Origin of the sequence: Pseudomonas sp. ICBG1301 (assembly GCF_016918385.1) — a bacterium.
GTDB lineage: Bacteria > Pseudomonadota > Gammaproteobacteria > Pseudomonadales > Pseudomonadaceae > Aquipseudomonas > Aquipseudomonas palleroniana.
The window spans coordinates 296,375-318,190 of record NZ_JAEKGB010000002.1 but is presented as its reverse complement, the minus strand read 5'-3'; the positions used below and the strand labels follow the sequence as shown (position 1 = coordinate 318,190).

Annotated in this window: 5 protein-coding genes and 1 pseudogene; 1 reads left to right on the top strand and 5 read right to left on the bottom strand. The window is 60.1% G+C overall.

Annotation, left to right across the window (positions count from 1 at the left end):
- Positions 1-35: 35 nt before the first annotated feature.
- The 3 genes and pseudogenes from JBE38_RS05340 to JBE38_RS05335 form a co-directional block, all read right to left on the bottom strand.
- Positions 36-671, bottom strand: a complete 636-nt coding sequence (locus JBE38_RS05340) for a hypothetical protein (RefSeq protein ID WP_126870616.1) — start codon at positions 669-671, stop codon at positions 36-38.
- On the bottom strand, positions 661-942 hold the full coding sequence (locus JBE38_RS27620) for an HNH/endonuclease VII fold putative polymorphic toxin (protein WP_240202438.1): 282 nt from the start codon (positions 940-942) through the stop codon (positions 661-663). Before JBE38_RS27620 ends, JBE38_RS05340 begins: the two co-directional genes overlap by 11 nt.
- A 324-nt stretch (positions 943-1,266) precedes the next feature.
- Positions 1,267-3,317 (bottom strand): annotated as a pseudogene (locus JBE38_RS05335) (DUF637 domain-containing protein); the annotation flags it as partial.
- Positions 3,318-3,680: 363 nt separating this feature from the next.
- On the opposite strand from JBE38_RS05335, the gene JBE38_RS05330 reads away from it, so the two are divergent.
- A complete protein-coding gene (locus tag JBE38_RS05330; RefSeq protein ID WP_060752854.1) occupies positions 3,681-4,013 on the top strand; it encodes a DUF6124 family protein in 333 nt (110 codons plus the stop codon).
- Positions 4,014-4,475: 462 nt separating this feature from the next.
- On the opposite strand, the gene JBE38_RS05325 is transcribed toward JBE38_RS05330, so the two are convergent.
- Entirely contained in the window at positions 4,476-4,910 is a 435-nt protein-coding gene (locus tag JBE38_RS05325; RefSeq protein ID WP_205343758.1) for a hypothetical protein, read from the bottom strand.
- Complete coding sequence (locus JBE38_RS05320) at positions 4,910-21,811, bottom strand: two-partner secretion domain-containing protein (RefSeq protein ID WP_205343757.1); 16,902 nt, start codon at positions 21,809-21,811, stop codon at positions 4,910-4,912. Before JBE38_RS05320 ends, JBE38_RS05325 begins: the two co-directional genes overlap by 1 nt.
- Positions 21,812-21,816: the final 5 nt, after the last annotated feature.

Below are 21,816 nucleotides of genomic sequence, written 5' to 3'. Positions count from 1 at the left end.
TTTAGCGGAGAGCTGACTGTTGCTTTTGCACCATTTTAACTCAATAATTTATCCATAATTTCTGGCAACCCAATAGATATAAAACCCCATTCATGATCGTCAAACTCACCGACCTGCTTAAAAAGCAATCCATTTTCTTCGCATACGTGACAACAAAGACTAAAATCCTCAGCCACACGTCCAGACCACCCAACATCAAGAATGCGTTTAAATTCAAAAGCTCTAGGTATCGCGGCAATATATGAACAGCGCTCTTCAATAATTACGTCAATTACATTCGCAATAGACTTTTCTGAAAGACGTAAAGCGCCGAAAAATTTTAACTTTTCATCAGCCTCTACGATAGATTCTTGTGAGTCACTAGCACCCGAAATTTCACTTCCTCGAAACTTCAGTGCTCCCCACAATTTTCGATAGCGTACAATTCGAGTATCTGGTTGCCAAGCAGAGTTACCTAGGAGTAACCAAACATCATACCCAGGTAGCTTTTTATCAATCAAATTGCAAATAAACCTCAGCACACCTGCAAGTGAAGTATTTGATGCATCTGCGGCCAAAAAACTAGCCGCTGACAATTCCGATCTAAAATAATCTCCAGCCCAATGGGGATTAATCACATCGTTAGTAATTGAAATATCAGGCGCACGCCCGACTTGAATATCAATAGTCATAGTGATTTCCAGTTTCATCGTTAAAGTGGGACCCACGATTTTGGGAATTACCTGAACCGAAATCGTGACCTCCTGCATCATCACGGATCCTTACCGTTTTGAGCCCCCCACCTGATGCTGGAACCTCGAACTCATAGATTTTCCCCGGCTGAGGATTACCCCGTTTATCGACATTTGGTAGGGTCCGGCTAGGTTGCTGGCTTGTGGGAATGCCTGATTGACGTTTAGCTTCATTAAAAGCTCCACTTCGTCCGGCGCCTGTAGGGCTCATATTCTCAGGAATTGTGCCCTTTGCACCATCTCCCCCAGGCCTCATCCCTCCGATTGCCGCACCCAGTAATGTACCAGCCGCACCGGTCCAAAACGAAGACCCTTCCCCATCGCGCTGTGCAGCCAGCTCCGTAGCTACAGTCAAACCAGCAGTTACGTTGTTGTTTATGGTAAGCGCAGCAATCGTCGCTGCTTCCTTTAAATGGCCTTGAGCAGCCAAAGACTTGGCCAGTTCACGTAGCTTAGGCTCATCTTCAATTAGCTGACTTGATAGGGCATCGCACGCGTTAGGCGCGGCTTTACACACTGAAGCTAGCTCTTGATTTCGCGCCTCGTCCAATTGCGCATAACGTTCGCGAACCTCATTTTTTTCAGCGTCCGTCTGCTTGCTATCAACCTCCTCAAGCATCTTCTCCACTTCGTGATGAAGCAGGTAGTTGTACTGCGTAGCATTCTTCGCGACCCAACCACCCTTCTCGATAGACTTCGCATCCGCGTCCTTCTGCGAAGCCGCTGCCAAAACCCCGACTATCTGGGAGCTCATGGACAGCAAGTTCTTATCGCCGCGAACCAAAGAGTCCAAGTGAACGACGGCAGCTTCATTAATCCCCGCCGCCAACGCACCTGTCTTGAAATCCCCACCGGTAGCTTGAGACAGCAGCCCACCCACCATCGCATGCACCAGTATTTTCGGCGGGTAACCATCAGTCAGCTTGCCTTGGGTGTAATCCCCGACGGCATTAAAGCTCGCAGCGGCCAACGTGTTAAACAAAGCGCCTTTGAGCGCATCACCAAAGTCCCCTCCTTGTCCTAACGCTTTGCTCAGCAGCGTCGAAGTGCCGTTCTGCAGCACCTGGTTGGCCGCAAACTGCCCAGCACCTGTCCAGGTGTTGAGGGCCGGCGAAGTGATAACCGCGCCTGTGCTGGGATTCGTCTGCGTGCCGGTCCATCCATCGAAAACCCCAACAGTCAGCCCCGCGGTTACTCCCGATATCACATACCCCTTCATCGCATCCGAAGAAGTCACATCCTTGAGTACCGCCCCCAAATTGCCCCGATTATTGATGACGCTCACGGTGGCGTTGGTAGCAGCCCCGGACGCAACGGCCCCCACAGCAGCCCCCGTTACGCTTCCTCCCGCAGCCGTAGCTGCCATCGGCCCCAGTACTGCCGACATCACAATCGCAATAATGATCTGCGACGCCGGCCCAAGCCCCGAGTTGCTGTATTTGAAGCTATCGTGAATTTCCTTGACCTGGCGCCAGTCCACGTCACCGCGTTTTTCGGCGTCTTTAAGCCAAGCCAACTGCGGGTCTGCCTTGACCATCGCATCAATGGATTGGCTGACGGTTTGCTGGTTGACCTGCAAGACGTCGATCTTCAGGCCCTCAACGGCTTTGATCGCAATGTTGCCCTCAGCCACCATTTGGGTCTGGCGTACGGTCTCGTCGGTGTTGCCCTTGCCCTTTGCCGATACCCAGAATGCGTTGTTGTTGGATTTTTCGTGGCTCTCTTGATGCAGATCCTTGGCGGCCTCAAATGTGATACCACCACCACTATCCAACGTAATGTCCCGCCCACTCTCAAGCTTAGCCGCCTGATACACCTGATCACTACCACTCTTGAGCGTCAGATCCCCCCGGTCGTGATCTCACTCCCGATGTTGGTGACCTGCGTGACCTCATCCCGCTGAGTCTTCTTGCTCCCGAAGCTCCCCTTCTTTTTCATGTCATACAGCGAATAATCGCTGTCTTCCGCCGCCAGCAACCCCAGCTTTCCACCCGCCACCAAATACGCTTCATCCCCCGCACTGACGCGGCTGGCAATCATCGCCAGGTCCTTGCCAGCACTCAGCGAAACATCCCCGCCAGCCTTGACCGACGTGCCCACCTGGCTCACATGGTCTTCCTGCGCCTTCACCTTCTTCAGGTTCAACGCCGAATGCTGCTCGTCCGCCGCCGAAGCCATCGTCAGGTCGCCCACCGCCGACATCGCCACATCCCGCTTGGCATCCATCTGGCTGGCAATTGCTGTCAGATCGCGGCCAGCAATCGCTGATAGGTCGCGACCCGCCGTCACCGACGAACCGTTCTGGGTGACGGAGCGGCTGTTGTTGCGGGCGCTGAGGTTCGCGTTGCTGTTGGCCTGCTCCACTGAGCCGAAGCTCAGGTCGCGGCCGGCCTGGATGGTGGTGTCGCGCCCGCTTTGCAGCACGCTGCCCTGGTTGGAGAAGTCGCGGCCGGCCCTGATGCTCATGTCGTTGGCCGCCTCGATACGTGCGGCGCTGTCGAGAAAGTCGCTGTGTTCGCTGATGACACCATCACTGCTGTCGTGGCCGGTGACGGTGCGTTCGTTGATCACGTCGCCATTTACGGCGTTGCCGAATGAGTAGATGTCCTACAACAAGCCCTGAAACAGGAAAGTCCGAGGCGACAGCGCCTTGCTCCCTTGCCTACGCTTGCGTCAGAATCCGCCGGCTTGTGCGCTTGAGTGGGCGTCTCTAAGGTTGCTCGGTCGCTGAGAACTCAGTGATCGGGTTTAGTAGCCCGGGGTTATTCCAATCAGTGCATAAGCTTCATCTGTCGGGCGACAACGTCCGTGCTTTATGGTGGCTGTGTGCAGGGCGTCCTCGGGCGCGCCGGCTTTCTTGGAATTCCCCGGTCTACTAACCTGCGCACAGCTGCCACCCCTTGGTTTAGTAGCCCAGAGGTGGCGGCCCTAAAGTGGGAAATTCCAAGTATGTTCAAAGTCACGCCTAATCCTCCAAGTAAGCCCGACCTGAAACTCAATCAGGCGGCGCATCGCGCCATAGATCACTACCTCAATCCAGAAACGGCTGCACCTCTGCCGCCGCCGGGCTTATTCAGTGTCGCACCCGACACCAGCTCAGAAACCCTGATCACCAACAGCTACGAAACCTTTTCCTCAGTCAGCGCCTTGCTGCTTGACCTGTCCGAGGACCTGACCGGGAAACCACGCGATGTAGCGCTGGCAATACACCAGTTGAGTGAGTTGGGGGTGTTGCTGATGGATAAGCTGATGGAGCGGGAGGCAGCAGTAGCGGGCAGCTAAGCCTTTAACGCAGTACCGAGCCGTCGTAATGCCCAACGGCGGCTCGGTGTTTTTGCTATTGGGCTGTGCCGTGTCAACATATAGCCTGGTGCCGAACTTTTAGACCTGCGTAAAAGAAACGATGACGTGTCAAAAAAACAAAGAAAGCACTGTTGTATTCGGCGTGGGGGATTACCATTTTGGCTTAATAGGGGTTTTGGTCAAGCAAGCATTAGAGGAGCCACCTCCGCCCAGAGGGAAATAGGGGCCAGACCACCATTCTTTATATTTTTAAAGAGAAACTCTGCTGAACTCTAAAAATTGCAAAAACGTGGTCTGCCCCCTATTTTCCTATTTCATTCTATTTCCTCCCGGACTGGCTGGGTCAGCTACCTAGAGAAAAGTGGATAGATTTATTTAATAGATGAGCACTCTCACAAAATTAAATAAATCCATCCCCTTTCTCCTCTTGCACCAAAGATATCAGAGCAGATCATTTACGTCTATTTTCAAAGAAAAGTTTAAAGGCAAAATAGGAATATTCCTTTTAACAACCAAAGGCAAACTATCAACCACTCTACTTTCCCGTGGCCTAGCTATTAAATTATACCCCCCACCACCCCCAACATCATAACTAAGCACACCTCTTCTAGCCATATCAACAAATGACTTTAAATAGCGCTCACGCTGAATGTCATCACTAAAAACAGGCAGATTCTCATAAATAACTTCAACAGCGACACTGTCTTCTATAGAAAAAAAATAATCATAAACACTTTCATACACAGAGATTGACTCTCTTACTGTCATTGGTACAAAACCTCGCCCCCCAGTCGCAAAATGTGCAAGCAGGCCATCTTGACAAGATGCGAACCAATCCAAGTCATTGGTTTCTAAAAATTCTTCATCCATTTCCATTATTCAGCTCCAAATATATTAGTGCAATTTTCACAGCGAGGAACCTCTTGACCGGTCCTAGGACGAATTGCTGGGGTAAATTTAACGTCGCCCAATTTAAGTCTAGGATTACTCAAAAGTAGCTCATTAGCAGCCCTGAACTCAGCACAGCGACCCAACGTATTACCACACGTAGTTTTGACTCCCAACCCACCTAAACTTTCAGCATACGCCTTTAATTCAGGTGCAATCACATCCGGCACCGCTCCACTGGATGCAGTTACTATTTTCCCCGTTAGTGGATCCACAGCACCAATAACTGTTGGGGGCTTATATTTACCAAAAGTCCCAATGTACGCTTGTAACTGCCGGCTGGCATCTTCAATTAGCTTGGAGGTCTTCCCTCCCTCCTTCGAACCCGCGCCTCCTAACCCCGTTTTTATATCACCAGCTACAGCTATAGCGCCACCACCAAACACGCCTAGCGCGGTACCACCAAGAGCTGCGTCACCTCCAGCTACTTCTGCGGCAGCTATTGCAGCCTGGTTACACATCAAAGGCGCGAGCGCACATCCCATTATGAGTTCCGGCGTAGCGACTGCCAGACCCAGGGCGCCCGGTATTATGGCCCAGCCAGCAACATAATCATGTCCAGGGCCTTGATATCCATCACCTCTGACCAGCGATCTAAGCGCGTCAGACACTTCATCAGGAGTCTTACCTTGTTCGACCATTTGAGCGCCGAGACTGGCCGCAGCACCTCCCCAATCCCCGCCTATGCTATGCAGAAAATCGTTGTAACGCTGAGCATTTCCCGCTACCCAACTGCCAGTTTCAGGATCGCCTTTGCCCAAAGCGCCCGCTAGGACCCCAATGACCTGAGCAGTCCCCACCTTAAATTGCTCGTCTGCGGCAAACCGCGAATCCAAGTATTTACCTAGGTTCTCAGTTGCAACGGCCGTCAACCCCTCCGCCGCAGCGCCTGCAAGTGCACCTGTTTTAAAGTCACCGCCTTTAGCAGCGGAAAGGGCTCCCCCTAATACAGCATGCATTAAAACCTTGGAGGCAGTTCCCGGGCTCACTTTCAAGTAATTGGCCAAGTCACCGACCTGTTTATTGCCAAAGGCTGCAGTTAGATCAAGTCCCTCGGAAAGAGCCGCACTACCGAGATTATCTTTTAAGCTCCCCCCATTGATCGCCGTGTTGACGCTTCCTACAACTAAAGCATGCGTGGTGCTTCGAAGCACATTCTCACTGACCGTATTCCAATCCAGCAGACCTGCCCTATACCCTGGATTGCTGACGCCACTGGTATTTAGAATCAGCGGTCCATCGGGGTTCCAACCAGCGACTGCTGTGTCTATCCCACTCAGAATCCCGCTTGTCACCATCTGTGTGGCGTAGCCTTTAATAGCGTTTTTATTGGTTGCCGCTTTCAGACCTGCACCAATATCTCCGCCGCCATTGATAGTGCCCACGGCAAAGTTGCTGGCCATAGCTCCAGCGAGAGGTCCAAGGTAGAAGCTGGCGACAATTGAAATAATCAGAGCAGGTGCGGCACCTAATCCTGAATGTTTGTAATCCCAACTTTCATGGATCTCCTTCACGACTCGCCAATCCACTTGGCCGTTGGCTTCAGCTTGCTTGATCCACGCCAGTTGAGGCTCCGCTTGGACCATCGCATCAATCGTTTGACTGACTGTTTTCTGATCAATTTGTTTAATATCAATATTGATCTTGCCAGCCGCTCGAATAGCTAGTTGTCCCTGAGCTGCCATCTCAGTTTGGCGTAACGTTTCATCGGTATTGCCCTTACCTTTTGCACTTGTCCACGCCAAGCTATTGCTGCTCTTCTCGTGGCTCTCTTGATGCTTGTCCTTAACCGCCTCAAAAGTAATACCACCACCACTATCCAACGTAATGTCCTGCCCACTCTCAAGCTTGGCCGCCTGATACACCTGATCACTACCACTCTTGAGCGTCAAATCCCCCCCGGTCGTGATCTCACTCCCGATGTTGGTGACCTGCGTGACCTCATCCCGCTGAGTCTTCTTGCTCCCGAAGCTCCCCTTCTTCTTCATGTCATACAGCGAATAATCGCTGTCTTCCGCCGCCAGCAACCCCAGCTTTCCACCCGCCACCAAATACGCTTCATCCCCCGCACTGACGCGGCTGGCAATCATCGCCAGGTCCTTGCCAGCACTCAGCGAAACATCCCCGCCAGCCTTGACCGACGTGCCCACCTGGCTCACATGGTCTTCCTGCGCCTTCACCTTCTTCAGGTTCAACGCCGAATGCTGCTCGTCCGCCGCCGAAGCCATCGTCAGGTCGCCCACCGCCGACATCGCCACATCCCGCTTGGCATCCATCTGGCTGGCAATTGCTGTCAGATCGCGGCCAGCAATCGCTGATAGGTCGCGACCCGCCGTCACCGACGAACCGTTCTGGGTGACGGAGCGGCTGTTGTTGCGGGCGCTGAGGTTCGCGTTGCTGTTGGCCTGCTCCACTGAGCCGAAGCTCAGGTCGCGGCCGGCCTGGATGGTCGTGTCGCGCCCGCTTTGCAGCACGCTGCCCTGGTTGGAGAAGTCGCGGCCGGCCCTGATGCTCATGTCGTTGGCCGCTTCGATACGTGCGGCGCTGTCGAGAAAGTCGCTGTGTTCGCTGATGACACCATCGCTGCTGTCGTGGCCGGTGACGGTGCGTTCGTTGATCACGTCGCCATTTACGGCGGTCATGGTGACGTCGCGTCCGGAAATGATGCCGCCGGCCTTGTTGACGATGTTGTTGCCCGCCAGCAGGTCCAGTCGGTTACCCGCTTCGATCAAGCCACTGTTGACCAGGTCGTTGCCGGCCTTGGCCGACAGGTTGTTGCCGGCACGCAAGGTGCCGACGTTGTTCAGGTTCTGGCCGGCGATCAGGCTGACGTCATTGCCCGCAATCAGCGCGCCGTTGGGCCCCAGGCGGTTGTTGGCGTTGGCCAGGTACAGCACCGGCACCAGCACCTCTTCGCCGTTGACCACGCTTTTTTCCAGCCAGACGATGTCGTGGGTCAGCGCCGCGACTTGCTCGGAGCTCAGGCTGACCCCTACCGCCAGGTTCAGCGTTTGCTTGCTGGCGATGGCATTGTCCATCAAGTATTTGAACAGCTTTTCGTCGCTGGTTTGCCCATCGAGGAAACGCTGGCCGGTACGTGCGACGACGGCTTGCTGAACCAGGCGTTGTTCGTAGAAACCATCGCCCAGGCGCTTGGCACTCTCGTCCGGGTTGTAGCCCAGCCCGGACAGCAGGTAGTCCGAGCTCATGAATTGCTTCATGCCGGTGAGCACCGGGTTGGTTTCGACCAAGTATTTGTGCGGCTGCGACACCGCGCTCTTGTCTGGAAGACCCTGCACCCGGTTGACGGTCTGGCTGGCAACCGGAGTCGGTTCAGCCGCAGATGGCACAACTGCGACCACGGCAGGTCGGCTGCTGACGCTTGCGCCAGGCTGATCGACTGGCGGCGTGACCGACGGGGTCTCTCGTGGCAGAGGCGCCACCGGAACCACCACGGATGGCTGCGGCGCAACGACACTAACCGGTGTAACAGGGGCCTGTGGGATCAGGCCCGGCAGGTCAAGGTCGGGGCGCGTGCTACTCGGCGCAACGGCTACAACGCTGGTTGCGCGATCAGCAGTTGAGAGGCTTGGGACGTTCTGGTCAGGGCGGGTGCCGCCAGACGACGTTCCATCGGGTGTGGTCAGCACGATACGGGCGTCGCGCTCAGCGGGCGTCAGGCCTGACAGGTCGACATTCGGACGAGAGACATCAACCGTCGGCCGCGAGCCTTCAACAGGGTTTTGGGTGTTGATGCCATCGACCTGGGTGATATCGCCGCCGCTGGTACGGCCAGGTTGCAGCGTGACCGCATCGGCATTGCCTATGCCGGCGATGTTAACGGCACTGGCCCTGGCGTTGATTCCGCTGGCCTCGCGGGCCGTAACCGATACCTGTCGGCTGTTGGCGGAGAGCTGGGTGACCTCTTCCAACTGAATCGTCCGCCCCTGGGTTTCAGGAAGGGTCTGTTGGCGTTGCGCCAAACCGACGCTGGCGGCGCCAAGGGTCCAGCTCTGAGGCCCGGCATTAGCTTGAGCCGCTTGCCCGCTGCTGGCGCCCTGCCCGCTCAGGCGGAACAAACCATTCTGGCCGGTGGGCAGGCTGAAGCCCGGGAGCGCGAGGGGGTTCACTTGCTGTTGGGCCAGGTTGGGAGGCAACTGCGAATTGATGGAGATCGCCGTCGAATAGCCACTCCCTGCGCCTGTGTCGGTTTTCGTGCGGCCGGCTGCTACATAGGCGTAGTAAGGACGCACCACGCTGTTGTTGATGTTCTGGGCAGCGTTCAGTGCGACGTTGCCCCCCGCCTGGATGACCGCATCGTAGGATTGGCCATCGCTATTGAGCGTGGTGGTTTTTTCGGAAAGCTTGCCGCCCCCCATCAGGCTGAGGAAATAGCTGAGGTCTGCCTCGACGGTCGCCGAGGGCGTAGGGCTGTTTTTTGCATTGAAGTTGGCGGCCGCCGGCAGCGCCTGGAAGATTTGCGTGACAAAATTCCAATACGTGCGGGTGGTCTTGATTTCCTGGGCTTGCACACCCTGGTTATTGATAGTGGTCGCGTTGGCGGTGAGGTTGCCCGTGGCGGCAATGGTGCTGCTCAGGTTGTTGAGCGTCTGGGCGTCGATCTGCATGTCAGCGCCGCTGCTGAGCGCCGAGGCCACGCTGCTGCGGGTAACGTTCAAGCGATCGATTTCATCGATTTGCCACAGACCATTTCGACGGCCTTTGCTGCGGAAGTCACATCCCGCACCTGGGATCAGGTTGCAGTCGAGTTCGGTGATCTTGACCGAACTTTTTTCATGCCCCGAATACTCCAACACGTCCCTGACGTTATTGACGGTCATGGCACTGACGGTCAGGTTTTTCGCACTCTCGATGGTGCCCGAACGGTTATCCAGCAAATCGGCTTTGGTTTGGCTGGCATCTTTGGCGATCAGGACATTACCCAGCCCGTAAACATCGGCATAGGTGTTGGTAAAGCGGGTGGCCAACAACTGCATGTCGCCGCCGCTGGTGATCAACCCATTGCTGTTGAGCAGGGTGTTGCTGCTGAGGGTCAGATTGGCGCCGGTCGCCAGTGTGCCGGTGTTGCTGACACCTGCTGCCGTGACGGTCATGGTGTTGGCCGAGGTCAGACGCCCGGCGTTAGTCAACTGGCCGCCCACGTTGATCGTGCTGTCCTGTCCGCCGGCAATACTCGCCGCCGTGCTCAGGTTCACTTGCCCGGCACTCAGGCCCAGGTTACCCACGCTGCTGTAACGCCCATTGCCGCCATAGCTGCCGGCCAGCGTCAATTGGGCCGTGCCATCGCTGGCGATCAGGCCATCATTGTTCCAGTTACCACCACTGCCTACGAAGCTGTCAGACGCCAACAACTGGCCGCCTGCGGCTTGATTCAAGGTATTGACGCTCACCGTCAAACGCCCAGCCTGGATCACACTGCTGTTGGTCCAGGTATCAGCGGCCAGGGTCAAGCCCCCTTGGGTGACGACAGTGCCCCCGGCATTGGTCAGGTTCGCGGTGGCAATATCAAACGTGCCGCTGCCGCTGTGCAGCAGGCTGCCGCCCTGGTTCTGGAAGCTTGCGGCATTGAGGGTGAGGTCGCTGGTGCGCGTTTCCAGGCGGCCGTTGCGGTTGTCGAATACGCCGCCGACCTGGAAGTCGGTCTTGCCGCCGCTGCCCATGGCGCGCAATTGGCCGCCCTGGTTGTCGAGGCTGCCGGCTTGCACGTTCAGCAGGGTGTCGCTCTCGATAATCCCCAAGTGGTTGCTAAGTTGGCCGCTGAGCCCCAGTTCAACCCGGTTCGCCGCCATTTGCCCGAAGCTGTTGTCCAGCCCCGCACCGCCGACCCGCAGCAGGTCCTTGGCGTACAGGCCGCCGTAGGCGTTGGCGAAATAATTGGCGTTGACCACGGCGTCGCCATTTTGCGCGGCGATACGCCCGTGTTGGTTATCCACGCTGCCGGCGATCAGGTTCAAGCGCTGGCCCTGAATCACGCCGGCCTTGTCGACCTGGCTATAGCCGTTCAGCAGCCTGTCAGCCACGCGGGCATCCAACAGGCCCTTGAGGCTGGCGAGTGTGCCGCCCTGGTTGTTCAGGGTATTGGCCTTGGCACTGACATCACCGCTTTGCGCCAGAAGCTTGCCATCCTGGTTATCCAGCTCACCGCTGACATCCAGGCTCAAGCCACTTTGGCCCTGTACCACGCCCGCACGGTTACTCAGGCTGACAGCCTTGACTTGCAGGTCTGCACCCTGGCTGTAGATCAAACCGTCGGCGTCGTTTTGCAGGACGCCGGTGCTGGTGATTGCCACGCGGTCCTTGCCGGCGATGGTGCCGTGCTGGCGGTTGTCGAGGCCGCCGGTGAGCAGCGTCAGCAGGCCCTGGCTGGCAATCTGGCCGCCCTGGTTGTTGACCTGGACAGCGCGCTGCAACAGCAACGGGCCGGCGCTGGCCAGCTTGCCGTTGGTGTTGTCGAGGATGCTCAGCAGGTTGAGGGTCAAGCGGCCATTGCTGGCGAGCGTGCCGCCCTGGTTGTGCAGGTCGGTGCCGGTCAGGGTGAGCGCCTGCTGTGCGTTGACGGTGCCGGCCTGGTTGTCGAGGGTGGCGGCTTGCAGGTCGAGGTCGGCGCCGCTGTCGATCAGGCCGTCGTTGGCGTTGCTCAGCCCGGCGCTGATCACCAGGCTTTGCCCGGCGCCGCTGGACAGGATGCCGCCGCTGTTGTCGAGGCTGGCCGCCCGTACGCTCAGTTGCCCTTGGCTGACCAGGGCACCGGCACCGCCATTGAGCAGTTCGCCGGAAAGGCCCACGTCGACTGCCCCGCTGCGGCTGGACAGGGTGCCGTTGTTGCGGTTGTCGAGGCGCCCGCCGTAGACGTTCAGGCCCTGCCAACCGGAAACCAGGCCATTCTGGTTGAGCAGGTTGGTCGCGTTGACGGTCAGCACCTGGCTGCTGATCAGCTTGCCGCCGCTGTTATCCAGGGTGCCGGTACTCAGGGCCAGGTTTTGCTGGCTGGACAGTTCGCCGCTCTGGTTGTTGAAGGTGCGCAGTCGGTTGAGGGTCAACGGGCCTTTAGCGAGGATCAAGCCGTTGCGGTTATCCAGGTCGTTGTTGTTCAGGTCCAGGGTGACGCGTTGTTCACCCATGACACGGCCACCCGCCAGGCTCAGGACGCTCAGGTTCAGGTCCATCGCGCCTTTGGCGGAGACCTCACCGCCGCTGCCGGTGTCCAGGCTGGCGGCGCTCAGGTTGAGGGTGCCCTGGCTGTTGATCAGGCCGGCGGCACGGTTGTCCAGCGCCATGGCGCTGAGGGTGACGCCTGCCGTACCGAGCAGGCTGCCGTTCTGGTTGTTCAGGTTGGCGCTGGTCAGGGTCAGCGCCTGCTTGGCACTGATCAAGCCCTGGTCCTGGTTGTTGAGCAGCCCCTCGCTGGTCAGTTGCAGGTCGCTACGGCTGGTCAGGGTGCCGCCGCGGTTGTCCACGGAGCCTGCCTGTGCGCTGAGGCTAGCCGCACCGATCAGGCCCTTGACGTTGGCCAGTGCCTGGGCGAGGCGCAGCGTCAGGCCCTGGTTGCTCAGCAGTTTACCGTTGCTGTTGTCCAGGCTTTGCGCGGCCAGGGTGAAGGCTTGGGCGCTGGAGATTTCACCGTTCTGGTTGTTGACGGCATTGAGGTTGTCGAGCAGCAGCGGGCCGAGGGTATTGATCAGACCGCCCTGGTTGTTCAGCTGGCCGTTGTTCAGGTCGAGGCTCAGGCGGGTGTTGCTGAAGAGTTTGCCGCCCTGCTGGTCCAGGCCCGTGACGCTGGCCGTAAGCGCCTTGGCGCTGCCGATGCTGCCACCGTTGTTGAGTTGGCCGGCGCTCAGGTTCAGCGTGTCGCCGCTGTTGAGGCGCCCGCCCTGGTTATTCAGCACGCCGGTGGTGACCGCGACCGGCCCTTTACCGCTCAGGCTGCCTTGCTGGTTGCCCAGGCCGGCGCTGCGCAGCACCAGGGCGCCGTCGGTGACCAGTTCACCGCTCTGGTTGTTCAGTTGGCCGGTGACTTCGACACTCAAGCCCTGTGCGCTGGAGAGGCTGCCCTGGGTGTTGTTGAGGCTGCGCGCCTTGACGTCGAGGGTCCCTTCACTGCTCAGCAAGCCCTGGCTGTTGTCCAGGTCGCCGGCCAGTTCCACTTGCATTGGTTGTTGGCTGAGGAGCTTGCCGCCGCTGTTATCCAGGCCGGTGCCCGCCAGCATCAGGCGCTGGCCGCTGAGTTGACCGCCGTGGCGATTGAGCAGTTGATCGACGCTGAGGCTCAAGCCACTGCCGGCGAAGACTTGGCCGTTGTCGCTGTTATCCAGTCGTTGGCCGGTGACGTTGACGTCGGCGTTACTGGTCAATTCACCGGCGCGGTTGCCGATGCCGGCCACATCGAGTGTCAGCGCTTTTGTGGCGCCGACCAGGCCGCCACGGTTATCGAGGCTGGCACCGCTGAGGTGCAGGGTGTCGGTGCCGATCAACTGGCCTTGCTGGTTGTCGAGGCGGTTCGCGTTGACCGTCAGTTCAGCCTTGCCGGCGATTTCGCCGCCACGGTTGTCCAGGTTGGCGCTGGCCAGTAACACCTTGCCGTCGCCCATCAGGGTGCCGCGCTGGTTATCGATCAGCTCGCCGGCACTGAGGTCCAGGACGCCCCGGCTGCTGACCAGCCCCTCAGTGTTGTCCAGGCTGAGACTGCGGCTGTAGAGGCCGGCGCTGCTGATACGGCCTTTGAGGTTGGCCAGGGCCTGGTCGATGCGCAGGGTCAGCGCCTGGTTGCTGATCAGCTTGCCGTTGCTGTTGTCGAGGTTGCGCGCCGCCAGGGTGAAGGCGTTCTGGCTGGAGATCTCACCGTTCTGGTTGTTGAGGTTGCCGAGGTTTTTCAGCACCAGGGTCGGTGCGTTGATCAAACCGGCGTTGTTCAAGTCACCGTGGTTCAAATCCAGGTTCAGTTGGGTGTTACTGAACAATTCCCCACCCTGCTGGGTGAGGCCGGTGAGGCTGGCGTTCAGGCTGCCGGCGCTGGCTATGCGGCCGGCGTTGCTGACCTGGGCGGCCTTGAGGTCGAGGCTGTCGGCGCTGATCAGGCGCCCGCCCACGGTGTTGTTGAACAGGCCGGTGTCCAGGGTCGCGGCGCCCTGGCTTTTGATCAGGCCCTGCTGGCTGTTGTCGAGGCTCGCGCTGGTCAGGGCGAGGGTTTGGGCGGTCTCGAGGATACCGCCCTGGTTGAGCAGCTCATTGGCGCTGCTGATATCCAGCGTACCGGCGCTGGAAACACTGCCGCCGGTGTTATCGATGCGTTGGCCGAGCAGTTGCAACGTCCCTTCACTGCTGATCTTGCCGTGGCTGTTATCCAGCCCCGCTGCCAGTTGAATCGCCAGCGAGCGCTGGCCGGCAAAGGTGCCTTGGGCGTTATCCAGGCGCGTGCCGGTCAAGCGTGCATCCTGGGCGAACACCAGCCCCTTGGCCTGGTTGATCACCTGGGCCACGGCCAATTGCAGCGCCGTCCCGGCCAGCAGCTTGCCGCCGCTGTTGTCCAGGCGCTGGCCGCTGAGCTCGGCGTCTATCTGGCTGGAGATTTCGCCGGCCCGGTTATCGACGCTGTCGACTTTCAGTTTCAGCGCTTTTGTGGCCCCGACCAAAGCACCGTCGCGGTTCTCGAGGGTGGTGCCGGTGAGGGCCAGATTGCCTTGGGCAACCAGCTCGCCACCTTGTTGCGTCAAGGTGCCGATGGTAGCGTCCAGGTCGGCCTGGCTGGCGATGCGCCCCTTGTCGTTATTGGCGTTTTCCAGCGCCAGACGTACCGGGCCTGCGGCGCTGAGCAAGCCACCCTGATTGCTCAGCGACTGGCCCGTGATGCCCAGGGCCTGCTTGCTGTTGAGCACGCCCTCGCGGTTGTCCAACTGGCCGAGGTACAGGTTCAGGTCCTGGTTGGCGCGGATCGCGCCGGCGCGGTTATCCAGGCTATTGCCGCGCAGGGTCAGCAGGTTCTGCCCGGAAACACGCCCGCCACGGTTGTCCAGGCTCACCGCCTGAATGTCCATGAGCCCTTTGGCCATCACACTGCCCTTGGCCTGGTTGTCCAGCAAACCGTCGACTTTCACGCGCAGGCTGCCATCGCTGACCAGGCTGCCGGCCTGGCTGTTGTCCAGGCTCGCCGACGTGACTTGCAGGCGCTGGGCGGCACCGAGGGTGCCCGCCTGGTTAACCAGTGCGCCCTGGATCGCCAGGTCGAGGCTGACATCGCCCATCACCTGACCGTTGTGGTTGTTCAAGGTCATGGCGTTGACCACGCTGGCGCCGGCACTCGAGACTTCGCCGTCGACATTGAGCAGGTCACCGGCCAACGTCAGGCTCAGGTCTTTCGAGCTGCTGAAAACGCCCTCGCTGTTGTCCAGGCTTGCCGCTTGAGCCGTGAGCCCGGCCGCAGAAACCTGGCCGTTGCGGTTGATCAACGCCTGATCGATCTTGAGGTTCAACGCCTGGTCGCTCAGCACTTTGCCGTCGGTGTTATCCAGGCTTTGCGCGGCCAGGCTGAACGCTTGTTTGCTGGAGATCTCGCCGCTTTGGTTGGCGACCGTCGCCAGGTTCTTGAGCAACAGCTGGCCTGGCGCACTGATCAAGCCTGCGGCGTTGTTCAGGTGGCCTTTGTTCAGGTCCAGGGTCAGCGCACCCGTGCTGTAAAGCTGGCCCCCGCCGCGCTGGTCAAGCCCGGTGATGCTGGCGGTGAGGGCGTTGGCGCTGGCGATGCGACCCTGTCCACGGTTGTCCACCTGCCCTGCCGTCAGGTTGAGGCGCTCGGCGCTGGTCAGCCGCCCGCCCTGCTGGTTGTTGAAAGCACCGGTGGTGACCTGCACGGCCCCGTCACCGATGATTTTCCCGCCCAGGTTGTCGAGGCTGGCGCTGGCCAAGGTCAAGGCGACCGCGCTGAGCAACTCGCCTTTCTGGTTGCTGATCGCGCCCGAGGTGGTCAGTACCAGCGGTGCGGCGCTGCTGATACGCCCGCTGTCATTGGCCAGGCTGGCCGCGAGCAGGTTCAGGCCGCCATCGCTGCGCAGCGCACCTTGCTGGTTGTTCAGGTGATCGCTCAAGGTGATGCCGAGGCCGCGCCTGGCGTACAGGCTGCCCTGGGCGCTGTTGTCCCATTGCGCGGCGTTCAGGTTGATCGACTGCTGCCCGGAGATGATGCCCTTGAGCTGGTTGTTCAAGCGCTGCAGGGTCAACTGCATGTCGCCGTTGGCCAACAGGCGCCCGCCGGCGCTGTTGTCGAACTGCTGGCCGGTGAGCGTCAGGTCGGTGACGCTGGAGACTTCCCCGGCGCGGTTATCCAGCGTGTCCACCGCCAGGGTCATGGCCTGGCCTGAGTTGAGCAAGCCGCCGTCACGGTTATCCAGCGTGGTGCCGTTGACCTGCAATTGCCCCACCGCCGCGACGCTGCCGCCACGGTTGTCGAATTGGCCGACGCTCAGGTTCAGGTGGTTCTTGCCGGTAATACGGCCTTTGGCCTGGTTATCCAGGCTGGCAGCCGTCAATTGCAGCTGGGTATTGGCGGCCAACAGCCCCGCCTGGTTGAGCAACTGACCGCTGATCAAGGCATTCAGGACACCGTCGCTGGTCAGTTTGCCCTGGCTGTTGTCGAGGCTGCCGGCGCTCAGGTTCAGGACCTGGCCCGTGACAAGGCGGCCGTTGCGGTTGGCGACCGCGCCCGAGTGCTTAAGGGTGAGGCGGTTGTCGCCCTGGATCAGCCCTTGGCTGTTGTCCAGCGACGCCCCCGTGAGGGCGGTACTTGCGCCGAGGATTTCGCCCTGGCGGTTGTCGAGTGCCGCGTCGACCTGCGCCGTCAGGTTGTCACGGACCTTGAGCGAGCCCTCAGCATTCACCAGGCGATCAGCGCGCAAGTCCAGGCCAGTGGCGGAAACCAGGCCCTTGGTATTGTCCAGGGCCTTGGCAATGCGCACGATCAGCCCTTGTTCGCTGAGCAACTTGCCGGCGCGGTTATCCAGGCTGTCGGCGCTGAACGTCAGCGCCTGGGTGCTGGAGATTTCGCCGCCCTGGTTATCCACGCTGGCCAGGTTGTTCAGCAGCAGCGCACCGGGGGCATGAATCAAGCCGCCCTGGTTGTTCAGGTGGCCGTGGTTGAGGTCCAGGCTCACACCCGCCTGGCTGTAGAGGCGACCATCGTTGTGTTGGTCAAGGCCCGTGACGGAGGCCGTGAGTTGCTGCTGGCTGGTGATGCGTCCGCCGGCACTGTTGTCTACCGGCCCGGCCGTGAGCACCAGGGTGCCATCGCTGTTGAGCGTACCTTGAGCGTTGCCCAACGCGCCCTTGGCCGAGACGGCCAGTTGTTGCTTGGAATAGAGTTTGCCGCTGCTGTTATCCAGGCTGGCCGCCGTGATGTCCAGCGCCTGGGCGCCAAACACCAGGCCCTGGCGGTTATCCAGGGCGCCAAGGCTGGTGAGGGTCAGCGTGGCATCGCCCTGGAGCAAGCCCTCGCGGTTATCCAGGGAGCCGGTATTGACCGAGGCGGTGCGCGCCAACAGTTTACCGTTGCGGTTGTCCAGCGCAGCGTCGACCTGCACCGCCAGGCCGTCAGTCGCACTGAGTGTGCCGCCGAGGTTGTCCAGGCTGCCGGCACGCAGGTCCAGCGCCTGGGCGGACAGCAGGCCCAGGGTGTTGTCCAGGGCGCGCGCAATTCGCAGGGTCAGCGCCTGTTCACTGAGAACCTTGGCGTTGCGGTTGTCCAGCGTATCGGCGGCCAGGGTAAACGCCCGGCTACTGGAGATTTCCCCGCCCTGGTTGGCGACGCTGTTGAGGTTGCTCAGCCGCAATTGACCCGGTGCGGTGATGGCGCCGCCCTGATTGTTCAGATGGCCGCGATTGAGATCCAGGCTGACGTCGCCCTGGCCGAACAGGCGACCATCGTTGTGCTGGTCCAACCCCGTCACGCTGGCGCTGAGCGACTGCCCACCGCTGACGCGCCCACCGTCGCTGTTATCCACCTGGCCTGCCTTCAGGCTCAATTGGGCATCACCACGCAAGCGTCCCTGCTGGCTGTTGTTCAGGGCACCGTCCAACGCCAGGTCGAGATTCTGGTTGGCATACACGCTGCCCTGGCGGTTATCCAGGCTGGCCGCGTTGATTTTCAAGACGCCGACCGCTGCAAGGTTGCCGTTGCGGTTATCGAGCGTGGTGCCGGCGAGGGTCAGGTCGGCTTTGCTGCTGATGCGTCCCTGGCGTTGATTATCCAGACTGCCCAGGTTCAGGCGTAGGTTACCGGTGGAAGCCAGCAAGCCAGCCTGGTTGAGCAACTGCCCGGCGATCACGGCGGTCAGGGCGCCGTCGCTGGTCAGTGTGCCTTCGCTGTTATCCAGGCTGGCGGCATTGAGGATGAAGGTCTCGCCGGCCGCCAGGGTGCCGTGCTGGTTGATCAGGGCAGCGCTGCTGAGGGCCACACTGCGATCGCCTTGGGCGCGCCCTGCACTGTTGTCGAGTGAACCGGCGGTCAACGCCAGGTCATTGGCCAGCAACTCGCCGCTGCGGTTATCCAACAGCCCATCGACGCCGAGGTTCAACGCGGTACGCGCAGTCAATTTACCGCCCTGATTGCTCAAGCTCCCAGCTCGGGCGTCGAGGCTTGTGGCCGACACCAGGCCTTTGGCGTTCGCCAGCGCACGGGCGATACGCACGGTCAGGGCCTGTTCGCTCAAGACCTTGCCCAGGGTGTTATCCAGGCTGTCCGCTTGCAGGCTGAAGCCGGTGGCGCTGGAAATTTCCCCGCCCTGGTTGTCGACGTTGTTGAGGTTATTCAACAGCAGCGACCCCGGAGCGTTGATCAACCCACCCTGGTTGTTCAGGTAACCGCGATTGAGGTCCAGGCTCAAGTCGCCCTGGCTGTAGAGACGACCGTCGTTGTGCTGGTCCAGGCCGGTCACATTCGCGCTGAGGCGCTGGCCGTTGATGCGCCCGCCGCTGCTGTTATCCAGCAACCCGGCGTGCAATTGCAGGGGGCCGCCGGCGCTGAGCTGGCCGCCCTGGTTGTTCAGGTCGGCGCTGCTCAGTTGCAGGTCGGTGCCTGCGCTGAACAACCCGCTCTGGTTAAGCAGGTGACCGGCAATGGCGGCGGTCAGCGCGGCATTGCTGGTGAGCTTGCCAAGGGTGTTGTCGAGGCTGGCCGCAGTGAGTTGCAGGGTCTGGCTGCTTGCCAGGGCGCCATTGCGATTGCTCAGGTCGCCGCTGTTGATCTTCAGCAGAGTGTCGCCCTGTATCCGACCTTGGGCGTTGTCCAGCACGCCCGCCGTGAGCCGCACATCGCGGCCCAGGATTTCGCCATTGCGGTTGAGCAGTGTGGCGTCGACGTCCTGGGTCAGGCCGTTCTGCGCCACCAGATGACCGTCGCTGTTGTCGAGATTGCCGGCGTGCACCTGCAACGATGCGGCGCTCACCCGGCCTGCAGCGTTATTCAACGCCTGGGCAACGGCCAGCATCAGCGACTGCTCGCTCAAGACCTTGCCGCCGCCGTTGTTCAAGCTGCCCACATTGACCTGGCTCGCGCCGACAGCACTGACGCTGCCGCCACGGTTATCCAGCATCCCCGTGACCCGAGCGTTCAGCGCAGCGCGACTGTTCAGGCTGCCGTTCTGGTCATTGACCAGGCCGGCAGCATCGATTTGCAAGCCGGCCGCCGCAATCAGCCCCGCACCGTTATTCAAGACCTGGGCAATCTGCAGGGTCAGCCCCTGGTCGCTGAGCAGCTTGCCGGCCGCGTTATCGACCGTGCGTGCGGCGACGGTAAACGCCCGCGCACTGGAAATCTCACCTTGGCGGTTATCCACGCTGTCGAGGTTGCCAAGGGTCAACTGCCCAGCGGCGTTGATCAGCCCGTTGCGGTTGTCCAGGTGACCCTGGTTGAGGTTCAGGCTCAAGTCGGTGTTGCTGTATAAACGCCCGCCGTCGTGTTGATCGAGGCTGCCGAGATTCGCGTTCAAGCCTTGAGCGCTGGCGATCCGACCAGCGCCGCTGTTATTCACCGCACCCGCCGTCAGGTCCAGGGCCTGGCCGCTGGTGAGCGCCCCACCCTGCTGGTTATCCAGCGCACCGACCTTGACCGTCGCGTTGCCGCTGGACTCGATACGGCCCTGCTGTTGGTTGGCCAGGCTGCCACTGAGTTCAACAGCGAGCGTGCCTTGGCTGGTCAGCGATCCCTGTTGGCTGTTGTCCAGGGAAGCGGCATTCAACTGCACGGCCTGGTGCGCAGCGATCCGCCCGGCCTGGTTGTTGATGGCGGAGCTGGCATTCAGGTTCAAGGTTTGCCCGGCCGACACCAGGCCTGCCACGTTATCCAGCATCGCCACCTGCAAGCTGGCCTGGCCGAGGCTCGACAGTTCGCCGTTGCGGTTGATCAACTGGCCGACCGTTGCCGTCAGTGCTGCGCTGCTGGTCAACAGGCCGCCCTGGCTGTTGAGCAACTGCCCCGCGTTCACGCCGAGGCTGCCGGCGCTCAAGATTCGGCCCTGGTTCTGGTTGTCCAGGCTCGTGGCGCTCAACTGCGCATTGCGCTGAGCACTCAGGGTGCCGCCCTGGTTGGTGAGTTCGCCGGTATCGAGGCTGAGGTCGCGACTGGCAATGATGGTCTTGCCGGTATTATCGATGCCTTGGGCTGTCAGGCGCACATCACCCTGGGCATTGCGGCTGTTGTCGGGGTTGACGCCGGCTTCGATAATCCCGCTGTTGGTCAATCGCCCGCCCGCGTCCAGCGTGAGGCTGTCCTTGGCGGCCAGGGTTAGTTGGTTGGTCAGTGCGCCTTGGGTTTTCACCGACAAATCGGTACCGGCATACACTGCGCCCTTGGCTTGCACACTGGCCGCATTGACCGCCAGCGCCGTACCGGCCGAGGCCTGCCCCATGATCACGTTGCCTGCGGCGTCAATCCGAATATCGCCACCGGCCACCATGTCACCCGACAACCGCACGCCAACACCGGCCTCGGTGCCGATCAGCTTGACCGCGCCCACATACATCCCGCCCAGCGCCGACGAGTCGATGGCCAGGTCCGGTGCCTGGCTGCCATCCGCTGCACGCACGCTGGCATTCAGGGTGCGTGCATCAACGTCATTGCGACCGGCGACGATGGTGAGTTTTTTCGCCTGGATCTGCGCATTGATCGTGGTGGCGCGGGTGATGATTTCGAACTGATCGACATTGCTCGCATTCAGGCCGGCGCCATCGATGGCAACAGTGCCTTGGTCAACCTGATAGCGGTTGATCTGGCCGTTTTCGATCACGGCCTTGCCGGTGGTCAGCGTGGCTTGCGGGGTGTTGATGAAACCGCAGCCATTGCAGCTGATGCCGTAGGGGTTGGCGACAATCACATGGGCCGACTGCCCCGCCACTTCAGTGTAACCGCGCAGCTGGCTGGGGCTGCCGCCGTTGACCTCATTGAGGATGACGTTGGCGGCGCTGCCGTGGAAATTCGGGTTGCCGACGATGATGCCACCCAACTGGGTGGACTGGGTGCGGTCGGTGGCGTTGTTGAGGATCACCCCGTTGGCACCGACGTTGTAGTCATGAAACTGGTTGTGCGACAGGCCGTTGGCGTTGGGGGCGGCAATGTTGACGATCGGCACGCCATTGCCCGCTTGCCCGAGCGTGGTGCCCGGCGCACTGACCACGATACCGTCCGCCTGAGCCAGCAGCGGTTGCCAGAACATGGCGTTGGCCAGGATCAACGCCAACCCTCGTTTAGGCAGCCCCAGGAAGTGGGTACGGCTTTTTACGGCAGCAGAAGGCTGGCGCGCGAGGAAGGCGAACTGACGAACGTCCATGTCAT

Coding starts and splice junctions, on each gene's coding strand:
- JBE38_RS05340 (WP_126870616.1), bottom strand. CDS start 671: ATGACTATTGATATTCAAGTCGGGCGTGCGCCTGATATTTCAATTACT.
- JBE38_RS27620 (WP_240202438.1), bottom strand. CDS start 942: ATGAGCCCTACAGGCGCCGGACGAAGTGGAGCTTTTAATGAAGCTAAA.
- JBE38_RS05330 (WP_060752854.1), top strand. CDS start 3,681: ATGTTCAAAGTCACGCCTAATCCTCCAAGTAAGCCCGACCTGAAACTC.
- JBE38_RS05325 (WP_205343758.1), bottom strand. CDS start 4,910: ATGGAAATGGATGAAGAATTTTTAGAAACCAATGACTTGGATTGGTTC.
- JBE38_RS05320 (WP_205343757.1), bottom strand. CDS start 21,811: ATGGACGTTCGTCAGTTCGCCTTCCTCGCGCGCCAGCCTTCTGCTGCC.